Here is an 18,203-nt window from a genome sequence, read left to right on the forward strand (position 1 = left end):
CTTTGGGGAGTCGTAACTGTGGCGATTAGTCCCACAGTTGAATAATGGTTTTTTGTGCCGGTTCGGTGGTGTCCGGCAACTCCAGCCAGTGACCGGCTGGCAGTACTGGCCCCAGTTCAGCCAGCCCCGGATTCGCCTGATAAACTGCCTCAGTAACACCCTCGGTGCGGCCGTAATGACGCCAGCACAGGGCGTCAACGGTGTCATACTGTTGAGCCTGAATACGCATTTACACCAACTCGGCAATGCCGCGTTCACGGCCTTGTACATCACTGATAGCCCAGCGGGCATCGCGCCACAGATCGGTGATTTGCGGATCAAGGGCGTCCGCCCGTTTATTGCCATCGCCGGTAGTGTCCATATCGCGATAACGTTCGGTCAGATTGGCCTTGGCATGGCAGTAGACCGCACGGCGGTAGCGCTGCACCCGCATGGATTCACCATCAACCTCTTCAGCCTCGACATCTTCCAGCCTCATCACGCCAGCGGCTTCCTGTTCACTGCGCCATGCCCGTAACTGGCCGTTGGTATTACTGATAGCCTCAATAACCGCTTCTTTTAGGCGTTCGGCGGTGACATTACCGCCCAGGCGCATCACTTTGCGTAAATCACCCAGTGAGATCACCGGCCAAAACGGAGCGCTGGCGATCGTCACGTCCGGCCCTTCTGGTGGGCTTGCCGGGTGTACCGGCTCTTTGGCGAGAAAACTCATAGCATCACCGTTAATAAAATGGGCGGTGGACGCAGTTATCAGGGGTAAACCTCATTTCTGCGTGCCGCCCGACGTGCGGGGCACGATTCAGGGGGTACGTTTGGCGCGTACCGTGTTTGTTTTTGCTTTGGCCGCCGGTTTTTTGGCAGCGGTAGCAGATTTAGTTTTACTGGCCGGTTTCGCCGCTGTGCTGGCGGGGGCTTCTTCGGTAACGGCTGGCGTATCAGGCAGCGTGGCGGCTACGTCAGCATCTGCAACCGTGATAGCGTCGGTTGCTGTGGTCTGCCCGGTGTCGGTTACGCCACTGCCTTCCGCGCTGGCAGCGCCTGCCGCAATCAGTGCAGCTTTTTTCAGGTTCCGTTCCAGCACTTCAATATCCTTTTTCACGCCAGCATCTTTATGCGCGGCTAAAGCACGTTGCAACCAGATAAGGGCGGATGCCTGATCAGCTAAATTGGTACTTTGGCGCTGGGTGTAGCCGATGGCCTTAAGCAGCTTGGCGCGGGCTTCATCCGGCATGTCTTTATCTGCCGTCAGCTCTTGCAGGCGCAACAAAATATCAATCTCAATCGCCGGATTATTGGTAGATGCAATTTTGAAATTCAGTAACGCGGCTTCAGACAGTTGATCGACAACGAAACAGGCGGCTGTACGCTGGTATTTGTCAGCCATTGGCAGGTTATGGCCGATTACATATTCAGCCAGGCGCAGTGCGTCACGGTATAACCCGGCATCCACCGACCACACCATGCAGGTAGTGACAATCTCGTCACTTTGACCACTGTTGGCACTCAGGACGCCGTCGATCCAGCCGTCGTAAGCGGGTAACATTTCACGCTTCATTTCTGCGCGGGTGGTATGAGACTGAAATTGTGATAGGCGGCGCTGATCAATGCGCAACCGGTAAAGCTGTTGTTCGTAGGCGGAGCCTTGCACCACGTCTTCCTTGGTGCCGCGCCGTTCTGCCATCACTTTGTCGTAATGGCGCTGTGCTGGAGTTAACATCATGCCCCCTCGGCGTAATGGGGCGGCTGAGCCGCCCTTCAGTGACTAGCGACCGTTAAACCGGCTCACCGGCTTTGATGCCTTCAATCAAACAACCAAACCCGTAATCCTCAACGCAATAAGCCTCGTTGTCGGACTCATAGGTGGTGACGCGGTTAAATTCCGGTTCCTCTTTGATGGTGCGGCGGTGCGTCCCTTCTTGCACATAGATAGCCAGGTTGTCGAATGTAGTGATAAACATGGCATCGGCGGGGAAGAACGGCGCGCGGTAGGTCTGCATGCCGCCGATTTGCTTCTGTGATACCAACATCTGACCGGCCAGTGCTTCAGTGTTCGGATTGCTGCCGCTGACGGTATTCAGTACGGGGAAGTACTTGTCAGCCAACAATTTGCGGCCACAGATAACAATCAGGCCGGTATCATCCTGATACCACGGGTCGATCAGGCTGTTGACCGCATCAAAAGCCAGTGAATCAAGGTTGCCGTATTGCCCCTTAGTGATAAGTTTGTTGTCCTCATCACGAGTGGAAACCATCACGTCAGACATCACGCGTTGAGGGGCAAACAGACGGTATTTTTTCAGCCAGCCGATATTCACGTCCTGCAATAACGGGTTAGCGGCAATATCTGACTTGGCGGCAACGGATGTCCCGTTAAAGCCGATCATGATGCGATCCAATGCCCGGCGCGTAATGATCTGATTGGTCACCCGCGTTTTAAAGTCACGCTTACCGGCCCACGCATCCAGGCGGGCATAACTGATATAGGTATCAGAGTTGGTTTGTTCGCAGCGGTACTTTCCATCATCTTCAATGGTTTCCGGTGAGTTCGGTTCACGGCGGACCGTTGTCGAGGTATTGCGGCTGGCGATCGGGCCACTAACACCAATGCCAATGCGCTGCCCTTCCTGTTCCGGGACAAGGTTTACATTGATGCGTTTTAGAAAGTCACTGGAGTGCTGAATTTTATCTTCCAGCGTTTGGGCAACTGACGGGGCAACCGTAAATTGTTTGCTTACCCGTCCCAGTGGCAAGCCGTTGAGCTTGGCCTGTGTGGACAGATATTCGTCCCATTTATCACGTGTTTCATTTCTCATGTTCTTCATTCCTGTGCATTCAATAGGGCGGTTTAGCAATCGATAGTGTCGTCAGCGCTGCCTTCCGGGCCACCTTTGGCGGGTGGTCGCTGATTGAACTGGCTATCTTCGGATTGCAACTTGGTCGTCAGCGTGGCAAACGAGGTGGACAACTGGAGCAGTTGACCTTTGAGGTCAGCGACTTCCCGCTGATTGGCGGCAAACTGTTGTTGGGATTCCAGTACGGTTTTTTGACTCTCAGCAACCAACTGCACAGCCTGGCGAATATCGTCGAGATTGCCGTCGGTTTTCTTTTCAGCACCAAACAGCAATTCTTTGATTTTGGCGGTGAATTTCTTGCTGGTGTCGTCCGCTGGCTGCACCTCTTCGAACTCAATAAACGTTTCTTCCAGTGCGGTAAACAGGCAATCAGGGGATTGTTTACGGCCAGCCAGTGGGTTCGGTTTGGACTCAGCAACCTGTTTCGCGCAGAACTGAAGTAGCTCAGTGCCTAAGCTGGCGGGATCGTCAGTCAGCGCCAGCCCTTTCAGATAGGCGCGGCCACTGGTGGCAAAGTTCGGATCGAACTGAATAGAGCTGTAAACCTTCTGGCGGCCCTTGTTCAGCGTCAGTAATTCGTCGGTCGGATCAATCTGGGCGAACAGCGCCAGTTTGCCTTTAAGTGCACCCTCGGCAATTTCTTCCGTTTTTACGGCGGTGATATCGCCATAACAGCGGAATACGCTATCAGGGTAGGGGCTTTTGTAGTGCTCCAAATCAACGCGGGCACCGTAGACCTTGGGGTCGTAACTGAGTGCTATGTCGAGTAGATCCTGGCGGTTAATGATGCGGCCGTCAGTGGTTGCCCCTTCAACGGCAACGCGGAAAAACTTGGATAATTTAGACATATAACAATGCTCCGGGTATCAGCAATTGGTGTGCAGTAAGCAGCGGACACCATCATCACCCCAGCACCTAAACCCGCGCAAAGCCTTGTTATTGTAAGAGACCTGCTACAACTTTATCGCCTCGCCGACAGTCACGCGGGCGCGATAGCCTAGCCTCATGAACAAATTAGCCCCCGATTCTGTCCGCGATGCCCGTAGTCTCTATTGGCAGGGGTACCAGATATCCCACATCGCCAAGTTGACCGGTTTCAACGTGCACACGCTGTATTCACGGCGTAAGCGCGAGAACTGGGACAAAACCGCGCCCCTTGACCGGGTGCGCTTTACCACTGAAGCCCGTTACAACCAACTGATTGATAAAACCGATAAGAGTGGGCGGGATTTTAAAGAGATAGATTTGCTGGCGCGCCAACTGGTGCGCTTCGACCGTCAGCTAAATAACGAGGGTGGCGAAGGGCGCAAGAAGCTGCCGAAAAACCATTTCACTGATGAGCAGGTCGCGCAACTGAGAACGCGGTTTTACGAGGGGCTTTATGAGCACCAAAAGCGCTGGTATAAAGCCAAAAGTCTGGCGGTTACCATCAGGAATATCCTCAAGTCGCGCCAGATTGGGGCAACCTGGTATTTTTCCCGCGAAGCCTTGGTTGACGCACTGGAAACTGGTCGTAATCAGATATTCCTGTCCGCCTCCCGCGCTCAGGCGCATCAGTTCAAACGCTTTATTATCAAGTTTGCCGCCGAGGTGGGCGTCGAGCTGAAAGGCGATCCGATCATGCTATCCAACGGGGCCGAGCTGCATTTCCTCGGCACCTCGGCGGCGACGGCACAGTCGTATACCGGCAACCTCTATTTCGACGAATATTTCTGGACCAGCAATTTTATCAACCTGCGCAGTGTGGCCGCTGGTATGGCAACACAAACCGGGCTGACAGAAACCTATTTTTCTACCGTCTCCAGTGAGGAACACGAAGCCTATCGTTTCTGGTCGGGTGAGCTGTTTAACGACGGTCGCAAAAAGGCTGACCGTGTCACCGTTGATATCACGCACAAGAATCTGAAAAACGGCAAGATCTGCGCGGATATGCAATGGAAGCAGATTGTTACCGTAAAAGATGCCGCCGCGTTGGGCTTTGACCGTATTGACGTGGACGATCTGATCGCCAAGAAATCCCCGGATGAATTTAACAATCTGTACATGTGTCAGCCCATCACCAACGGTGAGCGGCCGTTCTCATACAGTGAGCTGATTAACTGCGGGGTGGATGGCTGGAACGCGGATGTGTGGGACGACTGGCGGCCGTATTCACCGCGGCCATTGGGCAATACGCCGGTGTGGATTGGTTATGACCCTAACGGGGAAGGCGAAGGGGGGGACAGTGCCGGACTGGTCGCCATCGCCCCGCCACAGGTCGAAGGGGGCAAGTTCCGCGTGCTGGAAGCCATTCAATTGCGTGGCATGCCGTTTGAACTTCAGGCGGAGGAAATTAGGAAAATGACCCAGCGCTATAACGTGCAATTTATCGGTATTGACGGTACCGGCATTGGTGGGGCTGTACATACGATTGTGCAGGGGTTTTTCCCAACGGCCGTGAAATTTGTTTATAGCATCAGTGTGAAATCCGCCCTGGTACTCAAGGCGCAAATGGTGATGCGTCGGGGCCGTTTTGAGTATGACGCTGGGCTAAGTGTGATTGCTCAATCCTTTATGACTATCCGTAAATCAGTGACACCGGGCGGAATGGTGACTTACGTATCCGACCGCTCCAAAGGGGCCAGTCACGGCGACGTGGCCTGGGCCATCATGCATGCATTGCAAAACGAACCGATTGGCGCAGAAAACGGCGGCACCGGCGGCGGCTTTGTTCAGGAGTTTTAACCGTGGAAATGAATACAACTTTACCCGCAGCAGTCACAACGGGAGCACCGCCAGCCCAGCAACCTATATCAGCGATGGAATCTTTTACTTTTGGTGACCCAACGCCGGTATTGGATCAGCGCGACTTATTGGATTGCATGGAGTGCGCCCGCAATGGCGATTGGTACGAGACGCCGATCAGTTTTTACGGGTTAGCCCGTATTTTTCACTCAGCCATTCACCATCAATCACCGCTTAATTTTAAACGCCGTGTACTGATGAGTTGCTACCGGCCGCACCCGTTACTGTCCCGCGCTGATGCCGGGGCATTTGTGCAGGATTTTCTGGTGTTCGGCAATGCCTATCTTGAACTGCGCAAAAATAGACTGGGGGACCCGCTGGCGCTGAAGCATGTTCCGGCCAAGTACATGCGGCGGGGGAGTAATCTGGATCAGTATTGGTTTGTGACCTATGAGAAAGAGGACTACGCCTTTGCACCTGGCTCGGTGTTCCATCTGGCCGAGCCGGATATCCATCAGGAAATTTACGGCTTGCCGGGGTATCTGGCGGCCATCCCGTCGGCGTTGCTCAATGAGGACGCTACGCTGTTCCGGCGCAAGTATTACATTAACGGCAGTCACGCCGGGGTGATTGTCTATCTGTCTGACGCCATGCAGAACGATACCGATGTGCAGGCACTAAGACGCACCCTGACCGATGCTAGGGGGAAGGGGGCATTTAAGAACGTATTTGTGTACGCGGCAGGCGGGAAGAAAGACGGCCTGCAAATCATGCCCTTCAGTGAGATAACCGCCAAAGATGAGTTTAACGGCATCAAGAACGTGACCCGCGATGATTTGCTGGCCGCACACCGGGTACCGCCGCAACTGATGGGGATCATGCCGACCAATACCAGCGGCTTTGGGGATGTTGAAAAAGCCGCGAAGGTGTTCGCCATCAACGAGCTGTACCCCATCATGGAAGATCTGAAAGCCCTGAATGACTGGTTGGGCGTGGATGTATTCCGGTTCAACCCCTACGCCCTGGCCGAAGTTTAAGTTTGACCCACCGATTCATTCAATAATTTTCATTCATACCCACACCGGCGCGCCCTGCGCCGCGTGCAATTCCCTCATCACGCTATAACGCGCTGTGCGGCCCATAGCGAGGTGCACGCCTCACGCATCCGATCACGACACCCATCACACGAATGCACATCACCATGACCCACAAGCGGCGCATCAGCCGGAGGTGCCCGACCTCCCTTGGACCCTTCAGCGCGCGATTGTCTCCCCTCCACGCCTGCACGCAAAAAGGGTCTCTTTTTGTGCATTTGTGCAAGTGGCGGCAGGCCGCGCCAGTTCTGGGCTGAAAGGGGCGAAATAGCATCAAAAATATTGTGCAAACTTGTGCAGAATTGCGGGGTACTTTTTGCGGGTAAATAAAGGCCCGCCGGAGCGGGTTTATTCAGCAGTAATGCAAAATATTTTTATAGAGGGAAACCTTCTGGAGGATAATAGGATGTATGGGGATTTACTTGACCACGTGCAGTAATCATTGCTTCTAATTTTACATTTTCAAAATCGTCTTTAATTTCGAATAATAGAATAAGTAAAGATAAGCTTAATAAGGTCCCTCCAATAGTCGAGAAATTTGTTTTTCCATGTAATGACTGATTTCTCCAATCATAAATTAAAGCAAAAGCGTCTGGCGAGTTACATGTTTTTTTAATGTTTTCTTGGAATTCAGTCAGTAAAGACCTTAATTCTTTGTCTGCAACATGGTTGTATAGTAATTTCAATAGAATTTTCAAGCTACTTATTTTACTTTTGCCTACATCATCGTCAGTGTATCGATTAAAACGTTTAATTATCACACCATCCATATTTACATATATAGAGCATGCCCTTTTTAAAACAAATTCAAGTAAAGGAAAGCTAATATAAGCTAATATTAAATCACTGTTATTAACTAAGTGCGTAACTCTCATCGGTTGCACTCTCATAATTTCAACATTTTTCCTCCATTCATTTTGGTCTTTAAGTGGAGGGCTACATTTAACTAGAGCACATCTAACTGAAGTTTCGAGTAGTTTCTTCGCTTCCATTTGTTCATAAGTGAACTTCAATCCCCTTCTTGATAAGAGCAATGCACCACACCAAGACCACAAGCGGTAATGGTCTTGGTCTATAATGGTATTCAAACCCGGTAGTAATAAAACATTCGTAGTTCCAATAATGGCAGAGCATAACGTATTAAAGTCTAATTCATGAAAAACAACTCCGTTATTACTTAATCGATATTTTTCTGTTTCCTTACCCCATCTAAAACCACCATCAGGGATGATACTAGCCGCTAGCCATGAGTTACATAATTTACTAATAATTTCTGGTGTCATTTACATTGCCCCTATGACTACATACATTCAGATAAGTAATAATTTAATCAATAAACCTATTAATAACTAGCCTTTTATCAATGGAATTTAACATACAGATTATTAATCATTTTGATTCTCCAAGTTTGATAAATTGTCATCCCGATGAACTGTCATTAGTTCCGACAGAATAGCCAGGCGCTCGGATGCAGGTAACGCTCGGTATTTTTTGGCCCATCGTTCGGCCTTGCGCTTGATTCGCTGCCGGTCAATGTAATCTTTTCCCGCGAATGCGGCGCTGTAGGCTGCACCCTCTGGGTAATTCATCCATATTTTTTCTGTGCGCACGCCGCCGCGTGACATAACGGTAAATTCATAGGTGCGCCAATCACCTAACAACTCATCGTAAAGCGCTGACGGATAGCCCGAAATCATCACGCTGGCCGGTATCGCGCGCAGAGTGGCGATCAACTTGCGGTGATCCTCAACGGTATATTCATTGCGATAACGGGCGCGACTGGTGCGGGTTTGATGCAGGTAGGGCGGATCAGCATAGACAAACACCCGGCCGGCAGTTTCATAATTAAACTGTTTAAGAAAATCGACGGCGTCGCACTGCTCAAGGTGTAGTTGTGGCGCTTCACCTTGAGGCCATCGGGCGCGGGTTAATAAAAATGCGTTATCGTCGATATCAATACCGATATCCCGTACCGCGCGAGGTTTATAAAACATCACTGCGCCAGCGCCTAAATGTGATTCGATATAGGTTTCATGCGGTGGCATATGGGCGATGATTGCCTGATATGCTCCGCTGGCTGCCTTGCTGCCTAAGTAGGTGATGTTTTTCACTGGCATACTCCATAGTTAAAAATATCTGTGCTGCAGCGGATTTTTACATCTGACACAGACATGCTTATCTGTGTTTGCCGGTACGAACACGCGCTGGCCAGTACAGACAAAAACAACTGTGTGCCATGGTGCTTGGTACCGCACAGACACTTATGTCTGTGCTCGATAACCCTCTCGTAACTTCGCCACTCGGCTCATTACGCTAAATGCCCGCTGGGCGGTGGTTGGCTGGCACTGGTAAAGACAACAATCCTCTCTTGCCCGCCAGTTCTGGCCGCCGATGGTCAACGTTGCGCCGCAAGCGAGTGATTGCGCCTGCTGTTCGCTGATGGAAAGCCCGATTGATTGTGCAAAATCACGGATTTTTGTTGCCACTGGCGCCAGACGTGCGGTTTTTTCTTGCCGCTGGGCGGCCTTTTCGGCTGATGCCTGGCGTGATAATTCCTCGGCTGGCGTCAATGAGTTGGTTTTAATCGTTGGTGTCGGCGCGCTTTTTATCCTGCGCAGCAATGCGCGACGTTCTGCGTCGGTGATTGCGGTGAAATCGATTATTTTTTCTTCTAATGTTCTGTCTATAGCCTCATCCGGTTCGCTTGTTTTTTGCTCTCGCGGAGAGTTATTGACAGAACTCCAAGGGACGGCGGGGCCGTCCTGAAAAACATCAACCCCCACGGCAACGGCGGGCTTCGCCTTTTTACGGGCGACAATCTTCCAGCTTTTTAGACGGGTGCATATGCGCGACGCCTCGCCCAAAAGCGGGGAATAGATACCGAAAATCTTCTCAGTGATTTCGCCGTAGGCATTGGGCTGTTCATTGTCCTGATAGGCAATGCGCACGGTGTACTCTTCGCGGGGAATTAAAACGCCACCCTGTTGCATGATGTAGGTAGCAAAACAGCTAACATCAGCCGCCGACATAACCGCATCCATTGCCGGATCAAGTAATAGCTTTTTCCCTCGCATTGCAGCTACTTTCGCTGCAATGTCTGCGGGGTCAGTTTCTTCATCGATCAGGTGCTGTATGGCTAACTTAAATTCATCTGATTTAATCAGGTCATTGAGTAGCTTGTTATTCAGCTTGCGCAGCTCTCGCCAGACAGTCACCGGCGGGGTGCCTATTGGCTGATATTGGCGGATGCGGTGGCGTGATGCCCAGGCCATAGCAAAGCGGGCCGTTTCTTTCATCGGCTTGCCGGTTTCATTGTCTAGCTCGCCATCCAGTGCGTAACCATCAATATTTTTACTGATGTATTTAGCAATATAGGCGGTGGCGCTGCCTTTCTTCGGATCCAGCCGCTTGGCGGTAAACCGGGCGCTGGTACGCTTACCCAATTCGGCACGATCCTCTTTTACAGCGTAGGCGCGCATAATCTCAGTAATAGCGTGGCGTTCTTGTGGTTTCATGAACAACAGTAAGTGCCAGTGCGGCGTGCCGTCATGATGTGGCTCGGCAACACGAAAACCATAAACGCGCAGGTTTTCACGGCCCAGTTTGGATCCGATGTTGGCCCATAGCTTTGTCAGATAGGCTTGCGCTTGTGGTGGCGTGGTGTGGTTCCATTTTGGGTTAGCGTGGCCGCTTTGGTTGTTGGCGTGATATTTGGATGGGCAAGTGATGGTGTAGAACACCCCTACATCCTCACGCGACTGTGCGACCAGTTCGATCCCTTTCATGCGTGCCATTAACTCATGGCGGCGAATAGTTGGATTGCTGATGCTGGCATCCACCATTGCCTCTAAAGAAACGGTGTTGCCTTCATCATCAACTAATTCATGCCGTTTAAAGAATTCACGGTTGCGGCGTTTTTGCTCTATCCAGTCAGCTAGCGCCTCTTTACTGACATAGGGTGCGGCGCGCTTATGGATCAAGCCTGCTGCGCGTAACTGGCTTTCTCGCCAGTCATTACGCAACCGCCACAATTTACGCTCCCACCAATCTGGATTAATCAATCTGGCAATGGCGGAATAAAAGGTGGTGCGATCTACTGGCTCATCCTGCTGGCCTGGCTTCGGCCCTAATTCACGCCAGTGCGGCGGCCTGACACGCAATGACCACACTTCAAGCGCAATATTGCGATAAATGGTCAATAACTCGGCATCAGATAAGGTGCGGGTTTCGTCGGTGGGTGTTGATACCTCAGTGCAGAATATTTCATTAATGCGGCCAGCGACATCATTTGCCAGCGACTTAACCCTACGCTTGTTCAGTTCGGCAAGATGGCTATAGATACCCTGAAAATAAGCCACTAATTCAGAAATATGGCCCTTGCTCACTCCCTGATATTCGCGCACAGCATCCAGACGTAACAATGCATTCTTGCCGGTGCCGGTTAAGAATGCATTGGTATGTTTATCGCCATGGTTTTCACGTAACCATCTAATTTTATTTTGAAAGTGTGACTTAATAAAAATAGGCTGCTGATCAATGCGGGCCTCGACACCTTGCGGTGAATCTGCCCATTGCTGTTTCTCACGCAAATAAACCTGGCGCTCAAGCTCGGCGCGTTCCTTGCGCATCTTAAGTAAGGTTTTATTTGGTTCTCGCAGTTCGGTGTAGCCCAGCGCATTTAGGCGTTTCACATAGCGAATAACCAGCGGATGAGATTTTAGCTTCCGCGCAACTGCGACGGGCGCTAAAAACTCATAACCACCGATAGCGGGTATGTGTCTAGTGTTCCACCAATAAGTCGCGGCAACGGATAAATCGCCGCCACTCTGAGAAGATAACGACGGTGTTGGAGCTATACGGCCGTTTGAATGCTCAGTCATTCGCATACACCGGCATAAACAGAATTACAGATGGCGTGGTCATTTGCTGATGCCAGTAAATCAAACTGACTACCGCCGCGCGTGGTTAGCGCCCAATCTCGATAGGTTTCAATGCCGTGTGATTCAACAGATATACATTCAATCCGGCGTTCAGATTTGCGCGGATCCTGAGTCGATGGGAAAAAGGTTGAGTTTCCGCGACGAGAACAGGATGCAACCAGTCTCTCCCAGCGCGCTACGCGGGCGATTTCCTCTGGCCATCGGCTGAATATCTCTGCTAACTCGGATTTTCTGGCATGGATGCAGGGCATACAACCCACACGGCTGCACCCTTGCTGATACAGAGGGTTGGGATTAATTCCATGATATTTAGCTAGCGCAAAAACATCTTCATGTTTCCAATCAAGGATCGGGCGGTAAACATTCAAACCGGGTGTGTTATCTGCATCAGTTTCCCATTCAGGCAGCAAGGCACGATCAGGCGACTCTTGCGCGCGCACACCTTGCCAACTGATTACTTCGTCATATTCTTCCAACATGGGAATGACAATTTGGTCACGAATCGGTGCATGTTTCAGCTCGAATGTACAAAAGCGCGCCTTGGTGGATGGAAAGCGGCCTTTCCACATACAAAGATCTAGAAAAGGGTTGCCGGTGGGGTGTAAAACCTCAAGTGCTTCGGCGACCCGTTCCGCGGCCTGATCAGGCGTTAGGCCGCATTCGGTGACTAAAGTAGTCGGCCACACTCGTGCAATAAAATCACGCTTACCGTTAATCTGCCGTACAAAGTCCGCTTTTACTCGGATAATTGCGCCTAGTTGGCTTTCCAGATAATCCAAATATTCCATGGTTTGCGGGTGCTCGTGCCCTGTATCAGCAAACACCCGGATGTGATTTACACCGGCCTCATGAGCTAAAAGCGATTGAGCCAGCGAATCCTTACCACCGGACATGCTAATAATGCTGATTGCATCACTGGCAAAAATTCGTTCATCAATAGGTACTAACCCATGTGGATATGAGAGTAATTTCATATCAAACCCTCAACGTTATGGGAGTCTGTTATTTCAAACATCACTGTTGAATCTGGCCCGCTAGCGAGATCAAATCCAGCCCACAAACGAGGGGGCATAACCGCGATAATCTCAGTCACTGCCTTGCGTCCATCGGCTTTGCAACTGGCAGATCGGGGGGCGGTAATGCTGTGAATATCAAAACTTTCGTAAAGATAGCGGCCGTGCGGGGTATCGCTGTTCGATGCAATAACATGGCAACCCTGACCCGCTGTTATCGTGAGTATTTCAGAGAGCCAAAATTGCTCACTCAGGCTAAAACCGCTGGTGTGGTAATGAGTAAAATCGGCGGTCATGGATGTCGGTATGTAGGGGGGATCGCAATAAACCACGTCGCCCGGAGTCGTCATTGTTAGTGCTTCGGAAAAGTCGCAGCACACAAACGTGGCCTTTTGGGCTTTCTCTGCGAAATGGCGGATCTCAGCTTTGGGGAAATACGGCGCTTTATATCTTCCGTAAGGAACGTTGAACTCACCTTTTTGGTTATAACGGCAAATACCGCCGTGGCAATGGCGGTTTAAATACAAAAACATGGCGGCGTTGAATTCATCACTGAATTCACGCTCATTGAAATTTTGACGATTTAAATAATAATCGGTTTCGTTGTTATCCAACCTGAAAAGCGCTTCCGCAAGAACAATGACGGTTTCGCAATCTTTTTGTAATTGCTGATAGAAATTAATTAAATCCCTGTTGATATCAGCAATTAAATATTCGTCATAATCTGTATTTAACATTACTGAGCAGGAACCGGCGAACGGCTCTACCAGACGCTTTCCGGCTGGTAGATGCTGGCGCAAGATTGGCATGATGCGGCCTTTAGAACCGGCCCATTTCAGCGGGGAGAAAATGCGTTTCATGATTTCACCCCTGCCATAGCACGGATAACACCCAGTGTTGTTTTACAGTCAGATAATGCGCGGTGTGCCGTACCTTCAATAACAACACCCTGTTGTTCGGCGGCATTAACCAGTTTTTGCCATTTGAATTTATTACGTTTCTCATCCCACTGGCCGTAATATTCAGCATAATTGCGCATAGCACATTCAGCTTTAAGTTCAAGAAAGCTAAAGCCACAGTTATTTATTGCCGCAGTTTGCATAATTAAACGGACATCAAAATCTATATTGTAAATAACCAACGTTTTGGTATGGGTTATCGCCATGAATTGCCAATGAATATCACGCCATGTCGGTGCAGCGGCGACCATTTCATTAGTAATTCCATGAATGGCTGTTGCCTCGGCAGGAATAAAATTGCGTGGTTTAACCAGCGTATTGAGCAATACCTTACCGGCACAATCAATAATGCTGATTTCAATTATTTCAGCATCATCACCAAGGCCCGTTGTTTCGGTATCCAGAATAAGACAGTTACTTTTTAACCATCGTCTAGCGCGATAACGTGCTCTGAACTTGCACAAAAGTTTATTAATCTCAAAGCCCAGTTTTTTTACTGCGGCAAAAAATCCTGCAATGGCTATAACTAATTTATTACTTTTCATTTCGCGTCCCCTTAAGATAAATTCCCTCTAACGCAATGCGATAGAGGGTGTGTGTTTATTTTTCGTCAGATGGACGTTTGTATTTATCGATATGCATCAAGACACGTAAAGCCATTGCGCCTGTTTGGACGGCTTCCTCACGAACGGCTTCTAGATCGCCATTGTTGTAATGGTATTCAATAGCCGCCTTCATTAACTCGCCGGATTCTTCTGTGAGAATAGAGACAGCGTGAACTGCATCAGTCGGCCATGTGGGATGTATTAATGAGGCGCGATTAGCCTCATTAATTATTTCAGATGAGATTGTCATATATTGCGCGTAAGTAGCTTTCCCAGGGCGACGGACGGTAAGTCCATTTAAAATGCCATGAGCGGGAGCGTAACTGGTAAAATAGGCATGGGCATAGGCATCGAATAGATCGCTTGTAGGCTCCACTTTTGATTGTGTCTTTTGGAATGCTTCCGCTGTGCGTTGGGCTTCTTTTCGGTCAGCTTCGGTTTTATTGATTGCCGCGATTGCTCTATTGGTCTCTATATCGGGATCAAAAATTCCAACACAAGATACGCGCTCCCCTGCGGCTGTAGCACTCACTGCGTCAATTACGCTTTCCCAGTAGCGAACAAATCGCGATGGTCGCTCAGCCTTTAACTTCACTATCTCACTCTGCAATTTAATATTTTCATTATTAAGACGGTCGATTTCATTTGCGGCATCGGTTAAATGCTTAATTGGGTGTTTCATTTTAAATTTTAAATACTGCTCAATATGTTTAAAGGTATCAATAGCGCAGGTCAGCCCTTTAATTGCATTAATAGTATTAATATTGGTAGACATATATTTGGCCTTATTTTAGATGATGGGAATTCCGACGCGGTAAATGCGTCATGTTTAATAACTAGTTGAAACTTTATTTCTTTATAGCAAGTCTTTTGGGATTGAATTTAAATCAACCCATAAATCCAACGCCGCTTTACGTACTGCTTTTCTTTCGTGATACTCCAGTTCTCTAAATTTTTTGTCATGGCTATCTTTCTTTATCCCAGCCGCATAATAAATAATACCTTTTGTCTTTCCCCTGCTTAATGATTCCAAACGCCGTTCAAACTCTTCATCTGGATCCTTTTTAAACAGTTCCTTTATTCGATCTAAATGCCGTAAACCTACTTTCTGATTCCATTCCTGCATTGAAAGTGGTGATTCGTCCGACTTTATTTGCTCCATCATGCACCTCTCGGTATGACAGTGGCTTATTAGAAAACATACGTAAAAATTAGTGTGCTTTCTGATAAGGGCCGGAGTCTGACAACCCACCGGCCTGTTAACGTTATTGGCCTGTTTCTGTTGTGGCTTTTTTATTCAGCACCGGCCAGACAACAAGAACCAAAGCGCCAATGAAAAAGGCATCACCCAAAACAGACAATGCATAACTGGTAAAATCTACGGCAATGACCATAAAGGCTAATACCAAGACGGCCAGTAATCTGAATTTGTCCAGCATGGCGGCCATTACAGATAATCGTCCGTGCGCAAGCCCAAGCGGCGGCCGACTTCCTCTAAAACTTTTTGCTCTTCTGGTTCAATCTCGCCATCAGCCTCAGCAATGGTGATCATGTTTACAAAAACCTCTTCGGCTTCTTTCGGATCATTTTTGATATCTTCAATTTCACGCAAGATATTCATGCGACCAACACGGAAACCGGCGTTCAATTGCTCGGTAAAGCGAGTGATTAGCGTGGTAATTTCGTTACCGTAATGCCCCAACCGTGGGTTAGAGCGGAGCAACTGATCCAGCTTTGCGACCTCTTCTTTCTCAATCTCACCATCAGCGGCGGCAACCAACAGACACCCGCCGACAATCGCCTCAAGCAGATCGCGATTTTCAACTTTCTTTAATTCAACTTTTGCCGCTGCAACTTTTTTACCGAAACCGAAAAATGCCATGTTATTTCTCCAGAGGTTTACCCATCAGTAACTACACCGAATGATGCAGTTGCGGATAGGTGCCGAGTACGGTTCTACGCCCGGCACGTTAATGTTTATTAGTGGGGTAAAGGTTTGGGGATGTTGCCGCCATTACACTGAACGACCAATAGCTCTAACGTTTGAGCGCTATCTTGATCCCCGGATGCTTGCGCGGCACTTAACAGACCTTCCAGACCAACACTTAGGCGAAAGGCATAATCATTTAGCGAAAACGTTCGCACCTCGTCGGCAACAGCGGATGCGATGCGCAAGTTTTCGGCCTTGAAGTGGTATTGCTGCAACAGGTCGTTAATTAATGTGGAATATGCTTGTTTCATCCCTTTTTCCTTAAAGCTGCTGGCGCGCTTTGCGTTCTACTTCGGCTTTACGATCCAGAAACATCTGGCGTTCTTTTTCTTTTTTGGCGCTGGTACGGCGGCGGTGATCTCGGATTGCGGCGCGGGCAGATAAAACGGCAATCCAAACCAGAAGAGCCAGAGCGGCCAATGCTCCGCCGGTCAATTCAATTAGTTGCCCTGGCATGTCGGCACCTCTTCATTAAACGGAGGCGGAAGGACACCTGACTCACGGAATTGCTGCGTGGCCGCATTCAGTTGGTGGAATGTAGCTAATTCGTTTTCACGCAATTGCCACGCTATAGCGGTGATCATGCTTAAGCCTGCAAGGGTATTGCTGGTGATGGTTTTTTTTTCACGGCGGTTAAGGTCTGATCTGTATGCAAACAAGCCATTTTTTTCTACTGACCGACTGAATGACTCAGCCATATCAGCTCTGTGAGTTTGCAGTATGGCGTTAGCTATCTGTAGGCAAGGCGATTTCATGACGGTTTCCTCACGGCGTAAACAGAAAAAGGGGTGGGAGTTACACTGGTATCTATCCAGTTTTCTGCCGCTTCTAGTAGCTGATATGCGTCTGGACTATTGGTAAAGAAAGCGGCCTTAGCCAACCCCATTAATAAATCAGCGGATAAAGCTATTTCGGTATGTCCATACTTCGAATTCCAACGAGCGCCGGCCACTTTTTTTCTACAAATGTGATTCTGTAAGATGCAATTAGCTGCAAGTGAAAACGGCAATAATTGGCTCATTGGTTTTCTCCTTTCATCTTGTGCAGCCGGTCGATGTAATCCGTTGCTTGCGCCTGTGCGTCAAACTTGCCGTAAGAATGATCGCCCTGGCTGACGTGGTAGCGGGTAATGGTGGTTATCTTGTTGCGCTTTAGTCGGGTAATAGAAAAACCACGGTAAACGCTGGTGTGTTCGCTGACTTTAACCACCGCACAAATTGGGTTAAGTGTTTCTTCAAACAGGCGTTTGGTGGCTGAGATAGCAAGATTCATCATACCCGGCTCTCCAAAATCTCCGCGCCTTCCATAAATGGAATTGCATATAACGCCACCATGTTCACCTGCATTAACTCTCGGCGTAGTGGGTTTTGACGCTTACGTAAAGGGAGGTATTTACGTGTTGCATCACTTTGAACCTGCCGTAAATCCTGCCCTGTAAATTTGGCATATTCCTTCAATGTCATGCTGGGCTTGATTTTATTCTCAGCCAAGAACGCAAGGGATAGCTCCAAAGCCTCACGCATAGAATGCTTTGCTGTGCGCTGATAACCAGGGGTAGAAGTCATATTTTTGCGTTTAGCTGGCGCTTTTGATTGCGTGGTGCTTTGTGTTGGTTTACTCATGCGCTATCCTCGCTAGATCATGTTTATTGCTTTTAGATTGTCTTTGATGATCCTCTTTTGAGGATGTTTGAAGAGGATAATCTTCAGGAGAGGATTATGTCAAGCCGTTATGGTGAAAAACTAAAGGATATTAGAAAGGCTGAAGGGTTAACGCAGCCAGAGTTTTCAAGCGAAACGGGGGTAAGCCTCGGTGCTATAAGGAATTATGAAACAGGCCAGAGAGATGCTGGAATTAGTGTTATTGATAAAATTGTTAACCATGAGAGATTTAAAAAATATGCTCTCTGGTTAATGACTGATGCGACAGCCCCCGAATCCGGACAAATTTCTCCGGCGCTCTCCCCTGATGGGCAAGAAAATATATCCAAGAACCAAAACGACCGGAAGGTTGGTTAACTGCCTAC

The 18,203-nt window shown here is 49.1% G+C and carries 24 protein-coding genes; 3 read left to right on the forward strand and 21 right to left on the reverse strand.

Annotated features, from left to right (window positions below; genetic code table 11):
- Nucleotides 1–25 precede the first annotated feature (25 nt).
- The 5 genes from V2A84_RS01770 to V2A84_RS01790 form a co-directional block, all read right to left on the reverse strand.
- Nucleotides 26–229: a tail protein X gene (locus V2A84_RS01770; RefSeq protein ID WP_442848535.1), complete on the reverse strand. Its 204-nt coding sequence runs from the start codon at nt 227–229 to the stop codon at nt 26–28.
- Entirely contained in the window at nt 230–712 is a 483-nt protein-coding gene (locus V2A84_RS01775; RefSeq protein WP_442848536.1) for a head completion/stabilization protein, read from the reverse strand.
- 87 nt (nt 713–799) lie between these two features.
- A complete protein-coding gene (gene gpM, locus V2A84_RS01780; protein WP_442848537.1) occupies nt 800–1,720 on the reverse strand; it encodes a phage terminase small subunit in 921 nt (306 codons plus the stop codon).
- A gap of 52 nt (nt 1,721–1,772) precedes the next feature.
- Nucleotides 1,773–2,813: a phage major capsid protein, P2 family gene (locus V2A84_RS01785; RefSeq protein WP_420071937.1), complete on the reverse strand. Its 1,041-nt coding sequence runs from the start codon at nt 2,811–2,813 to the stop codon at nt 1,773–1,775.
- Nucleotides 2,814–2,845: 32 nt separating this feature from the next.
- Complete coding sequence (locus V2A84_RS01790; protein ID WP_442848538.1) at nt 2,846–3,700, reverse strand: GPO family capsid scaffolding protein; 855 nt, start codon at nt 3,698–3,700, stop codon at nt 2,846–2,848.
- Between the two features lie 157 nt (nt 3,701–3,857).
- Between V2A84_RS01790 and V2A84_RS01795 the strand changes: the two genes are divergently transcribed.
- Nucleotides 3,858–5,576 (forward strand): terminase large subunit domain-containing protein, encoded by a 1,719-nt coding sequence (locus V2A84_RS01795; protein WP_442848539.1) that lies wholly within the window; start codon nt 3,858–3,860, stop codon nt 5,574–5,576.
- A gap of 8 nt (nt 5,577–5,584) precedes the next feature.
- The gene (locus V2A84_RS01800) at nt 5,585–6,613 is read left to right on the forward strand and encodes a phage portal protein (RefSeq protein ID WP_442849104.1); all 1,029 of its coding nucleotides are present in this window, start codon (nt 5,585–5,587) and stop codon (nt 6,611–6,613) included.
- A 431-nt stretch (nt 6,614–7,044) separates the two neighbouring features.
- Here V2A84_RS01800 and V2A84_RS01805 read toward each other — a convergent pair whose 3' ends face one another.
- From V2A84_RS01805 to V2A84_RS01880, 16 genes are all read right to left on the reverse strand, one after another.
- Complete coding sequence (locus tag V2A84_RS01805) at nt 7,045–7,953, reverse strand: hypothetical protein (protein WP_442848540.1); 909 nt, start codon at nt 7,951–7,953, stop codon at nt 7,045–7,047.
- Between the two features lie 102 nt (nt 7,954–8,055).
- Entirely contained in the window at nt 8,056–8,772 is a 717-nt protein-coding gene (locus V2A84_RS01810; protein ID WP_442849105.1) for a DNA adenine methylase, read from the reverse strand.
- A 159-nt stretch (nt 8,773–8,931) separates the two neighbouring features.
- Nucleotides 8,932–11,550 (reverse strand): replication endonuclease, encoded by a 2,619-nt coding sequence (locus tag V2A84_RS01815; RefSeq protein ID WP_442848541.1) that lies wholly within the window; start codon nt 11,548–11,550, stop codon nt 8,932–8,934.
- A complete protein-coding gene (locus V2A84_RS01820) occupies nt 11,547–12,584 on the reverse strand; it encodes a phosphoadenosine phosphosulfate reductase domain-containing protein (protein WP_442848542.1) in 1,038 nt (345 codons plus the stop codon). The genes V2A84_RS01815 and V2A84_RS01820 overlap by 4 nt, the downstream gene beginning before the upstream one ends.
- Nucleotides 12,581–13,483, reverse strand: a complete 903-nt coding sequence (locus V2A84_RS01825) for a DNA adenine methylase (protein WP_442848543.1) — start codon at nt 13,481–13,483, stop codon at nt 12,581–12,583. Before V2A84_RS01825 ends, V2A84_RS01820 begins: the two co-directional genes overlap by 4 nt.
- Nucleotides 13,480–14,127 (reverse strand): 3'-5' exonuclease, encoded by a 648-nt coding sequence (locus tag V2A84_RS01830; RefSeq protein WP_442848544.1) that lies wholly within the window; start codon nt 14,125–14,127, stop codon nt 13,480–13,482. The genes V2A84_RS01825 and V2A84_RS01830 overlap by 4 nt, the downstream gene beginning before the upstream one ends.
- A gap of 55 nt (nt 14,128–14,182) precedes the next feature.
- Nucleotides 14,183–14,962, reverse strand: a complete 780-nt coding sequence (locus tag V2A84_RS01835) for a hypothetical protein (RefSeq protein ID WP_442848545.1) — start codon at nt 14,960–14,962, stop codon at nt 14,183–14,185.
- 81 nt (nt 14,963–15,043) lie between these two features.
- Nucleotides 15,044–15,352 carry a hypothetical protein gene (locus V2A84_RS01840; protein WP_442848546.1) on the reverse strand — a complete coding sequence of 103 codons (309 nt, stop codon included), beginning with the start codon at nt 15,350–15,352 and terminating at the stop codon, nt 15,044–15,046.
- Between the two features lie 100 nt (nt 15,353–15,452).
- On the reverse strand, nt 15,453–15,635 hold the full coding sequence (locus V2A84_RS01845; protein ID WP_442848547.1) for a DUF3927 family protein: 183 nt from the start codon (nt 15,633–15,635) through the stop codon (nt 15,453–15,455).
- Nucleotides 15,635–16,069 carry a tellurite resistance TerB family protein gene (locus tag V2A84_RS01850; protein ID WP_442848548.1) on the reverse strand — a complete coding sequence of 145 codons (435 nt, stop codon included), beginning with the start codon at nt 16,067–16,069 and terminating at the stop codon, nt 15,635–15,637. Before V2A84_RS01850 ends, V2A84_RS01845 begins: the two co-directional genes overlap by 1 nt.
- Before the next feature lie 98 nt (nt 16,070–16,167).
- On the reverse strand, nt 16,168–16,428 hold the full coding sequence (locus V2A84_RS01855; RefSeq protein ID WP_442848549.1) for a hypothetical protein: 261 nt from the start codon (nt 16,426–16,428) through the stop codon (nt 16,168–16,170).
- A gap of 10 nt (nt 16,429–16,438) precedes the next feature.
- Complete coding sequence (locus tag V2A84_RS01860) at nt 16,439–16,633, reverse strand: hypothetical protein (RefSeq protein ID WP_442848550.1); 195 nt, start codon at nt 16,631–16,633, stop codon at nt 16,439–16,441.
- Nucleotides 16,618–16,932 (reverse strand): hypothetical protein, encoded by a 315-nt coding sequence (locus V2A84_RS01865; RefSeq protein WP_442848551.1) that lies wholly within the window; start codon nt 16,930–16,932, stop codon nt 16,618–16,620. Before V2A84_RS01865 ends, V2A84_RS01860 begins: the two co-directional genes overlap by 16 nt.
- Nucleotides 16,929–17,198, reverse strand: a complete 270-nt coding sequence (locus tag V2A84_RS01870) for a hypothetical protein (RefSeq protein ID WP_442848552.1) — start codon at nt 17,196–17,198, stop codon at nt 16,929–16,931. Before V2A84_RS01870 ends, V2A84_RS01865 begins: the two co-directional genes overlap by 4 nt.
- Complete coding sequence (locus tag V2A84_RS01875; protein ID WP_442848553.1) at nt 17,195–17,452, reverse strand: hypothetical protein; 258 nt, start codon at nt 17,450–17,452, stop codon at nt 17,195–17,197. The genes V2A84_RS01870 and V2A84_RS01875 overlap by 4 nt, the downstream gene beginning before the upstream one ends.
- Entirely contained in the window at nt 17,449–17,799 is a 351-nt protein-coding gene (locus tag V2A84_RS01880; protein WP_442848554.1) for a hypothetical protein, read from the reverse strand. Before V2A84_RS01880 ends, V2A84_RS01875 begins: the two co-directional genes overlap by 4 nt.
- Nucleotides 17,800–17,895: 96 nt before the next feature.
- On the opposite strand from V2A84_RS01880, the gene V2A84_RS01885 reads away from it, so the two are divergent.
- Nucleotides 17,896–18,195, forward strand: coding sequence for a helix-turn-helix domain-containing protein (locus tag V2A84_RS01885; protein ID WP_054878551.1), 300 nt, complete (start codon nt 17,896–17,898; stop codon nt 18,193–18,195).
- Nucleotides 18,196–18,203 lie beyond the last annotated feature (8 nt).

It is taken from the genome of Yersinia sp. 2553 StPb PI (genome assembly GCF_052217105.1).
In the GTDB taxonomy this organism is placed as follows: Bacteria; Pseudomonadota; Gammaproteobacteria; order Enterobacterales; family Enterobacteriaceae; genus Yersinia; species Yersinia enterocolitica_E.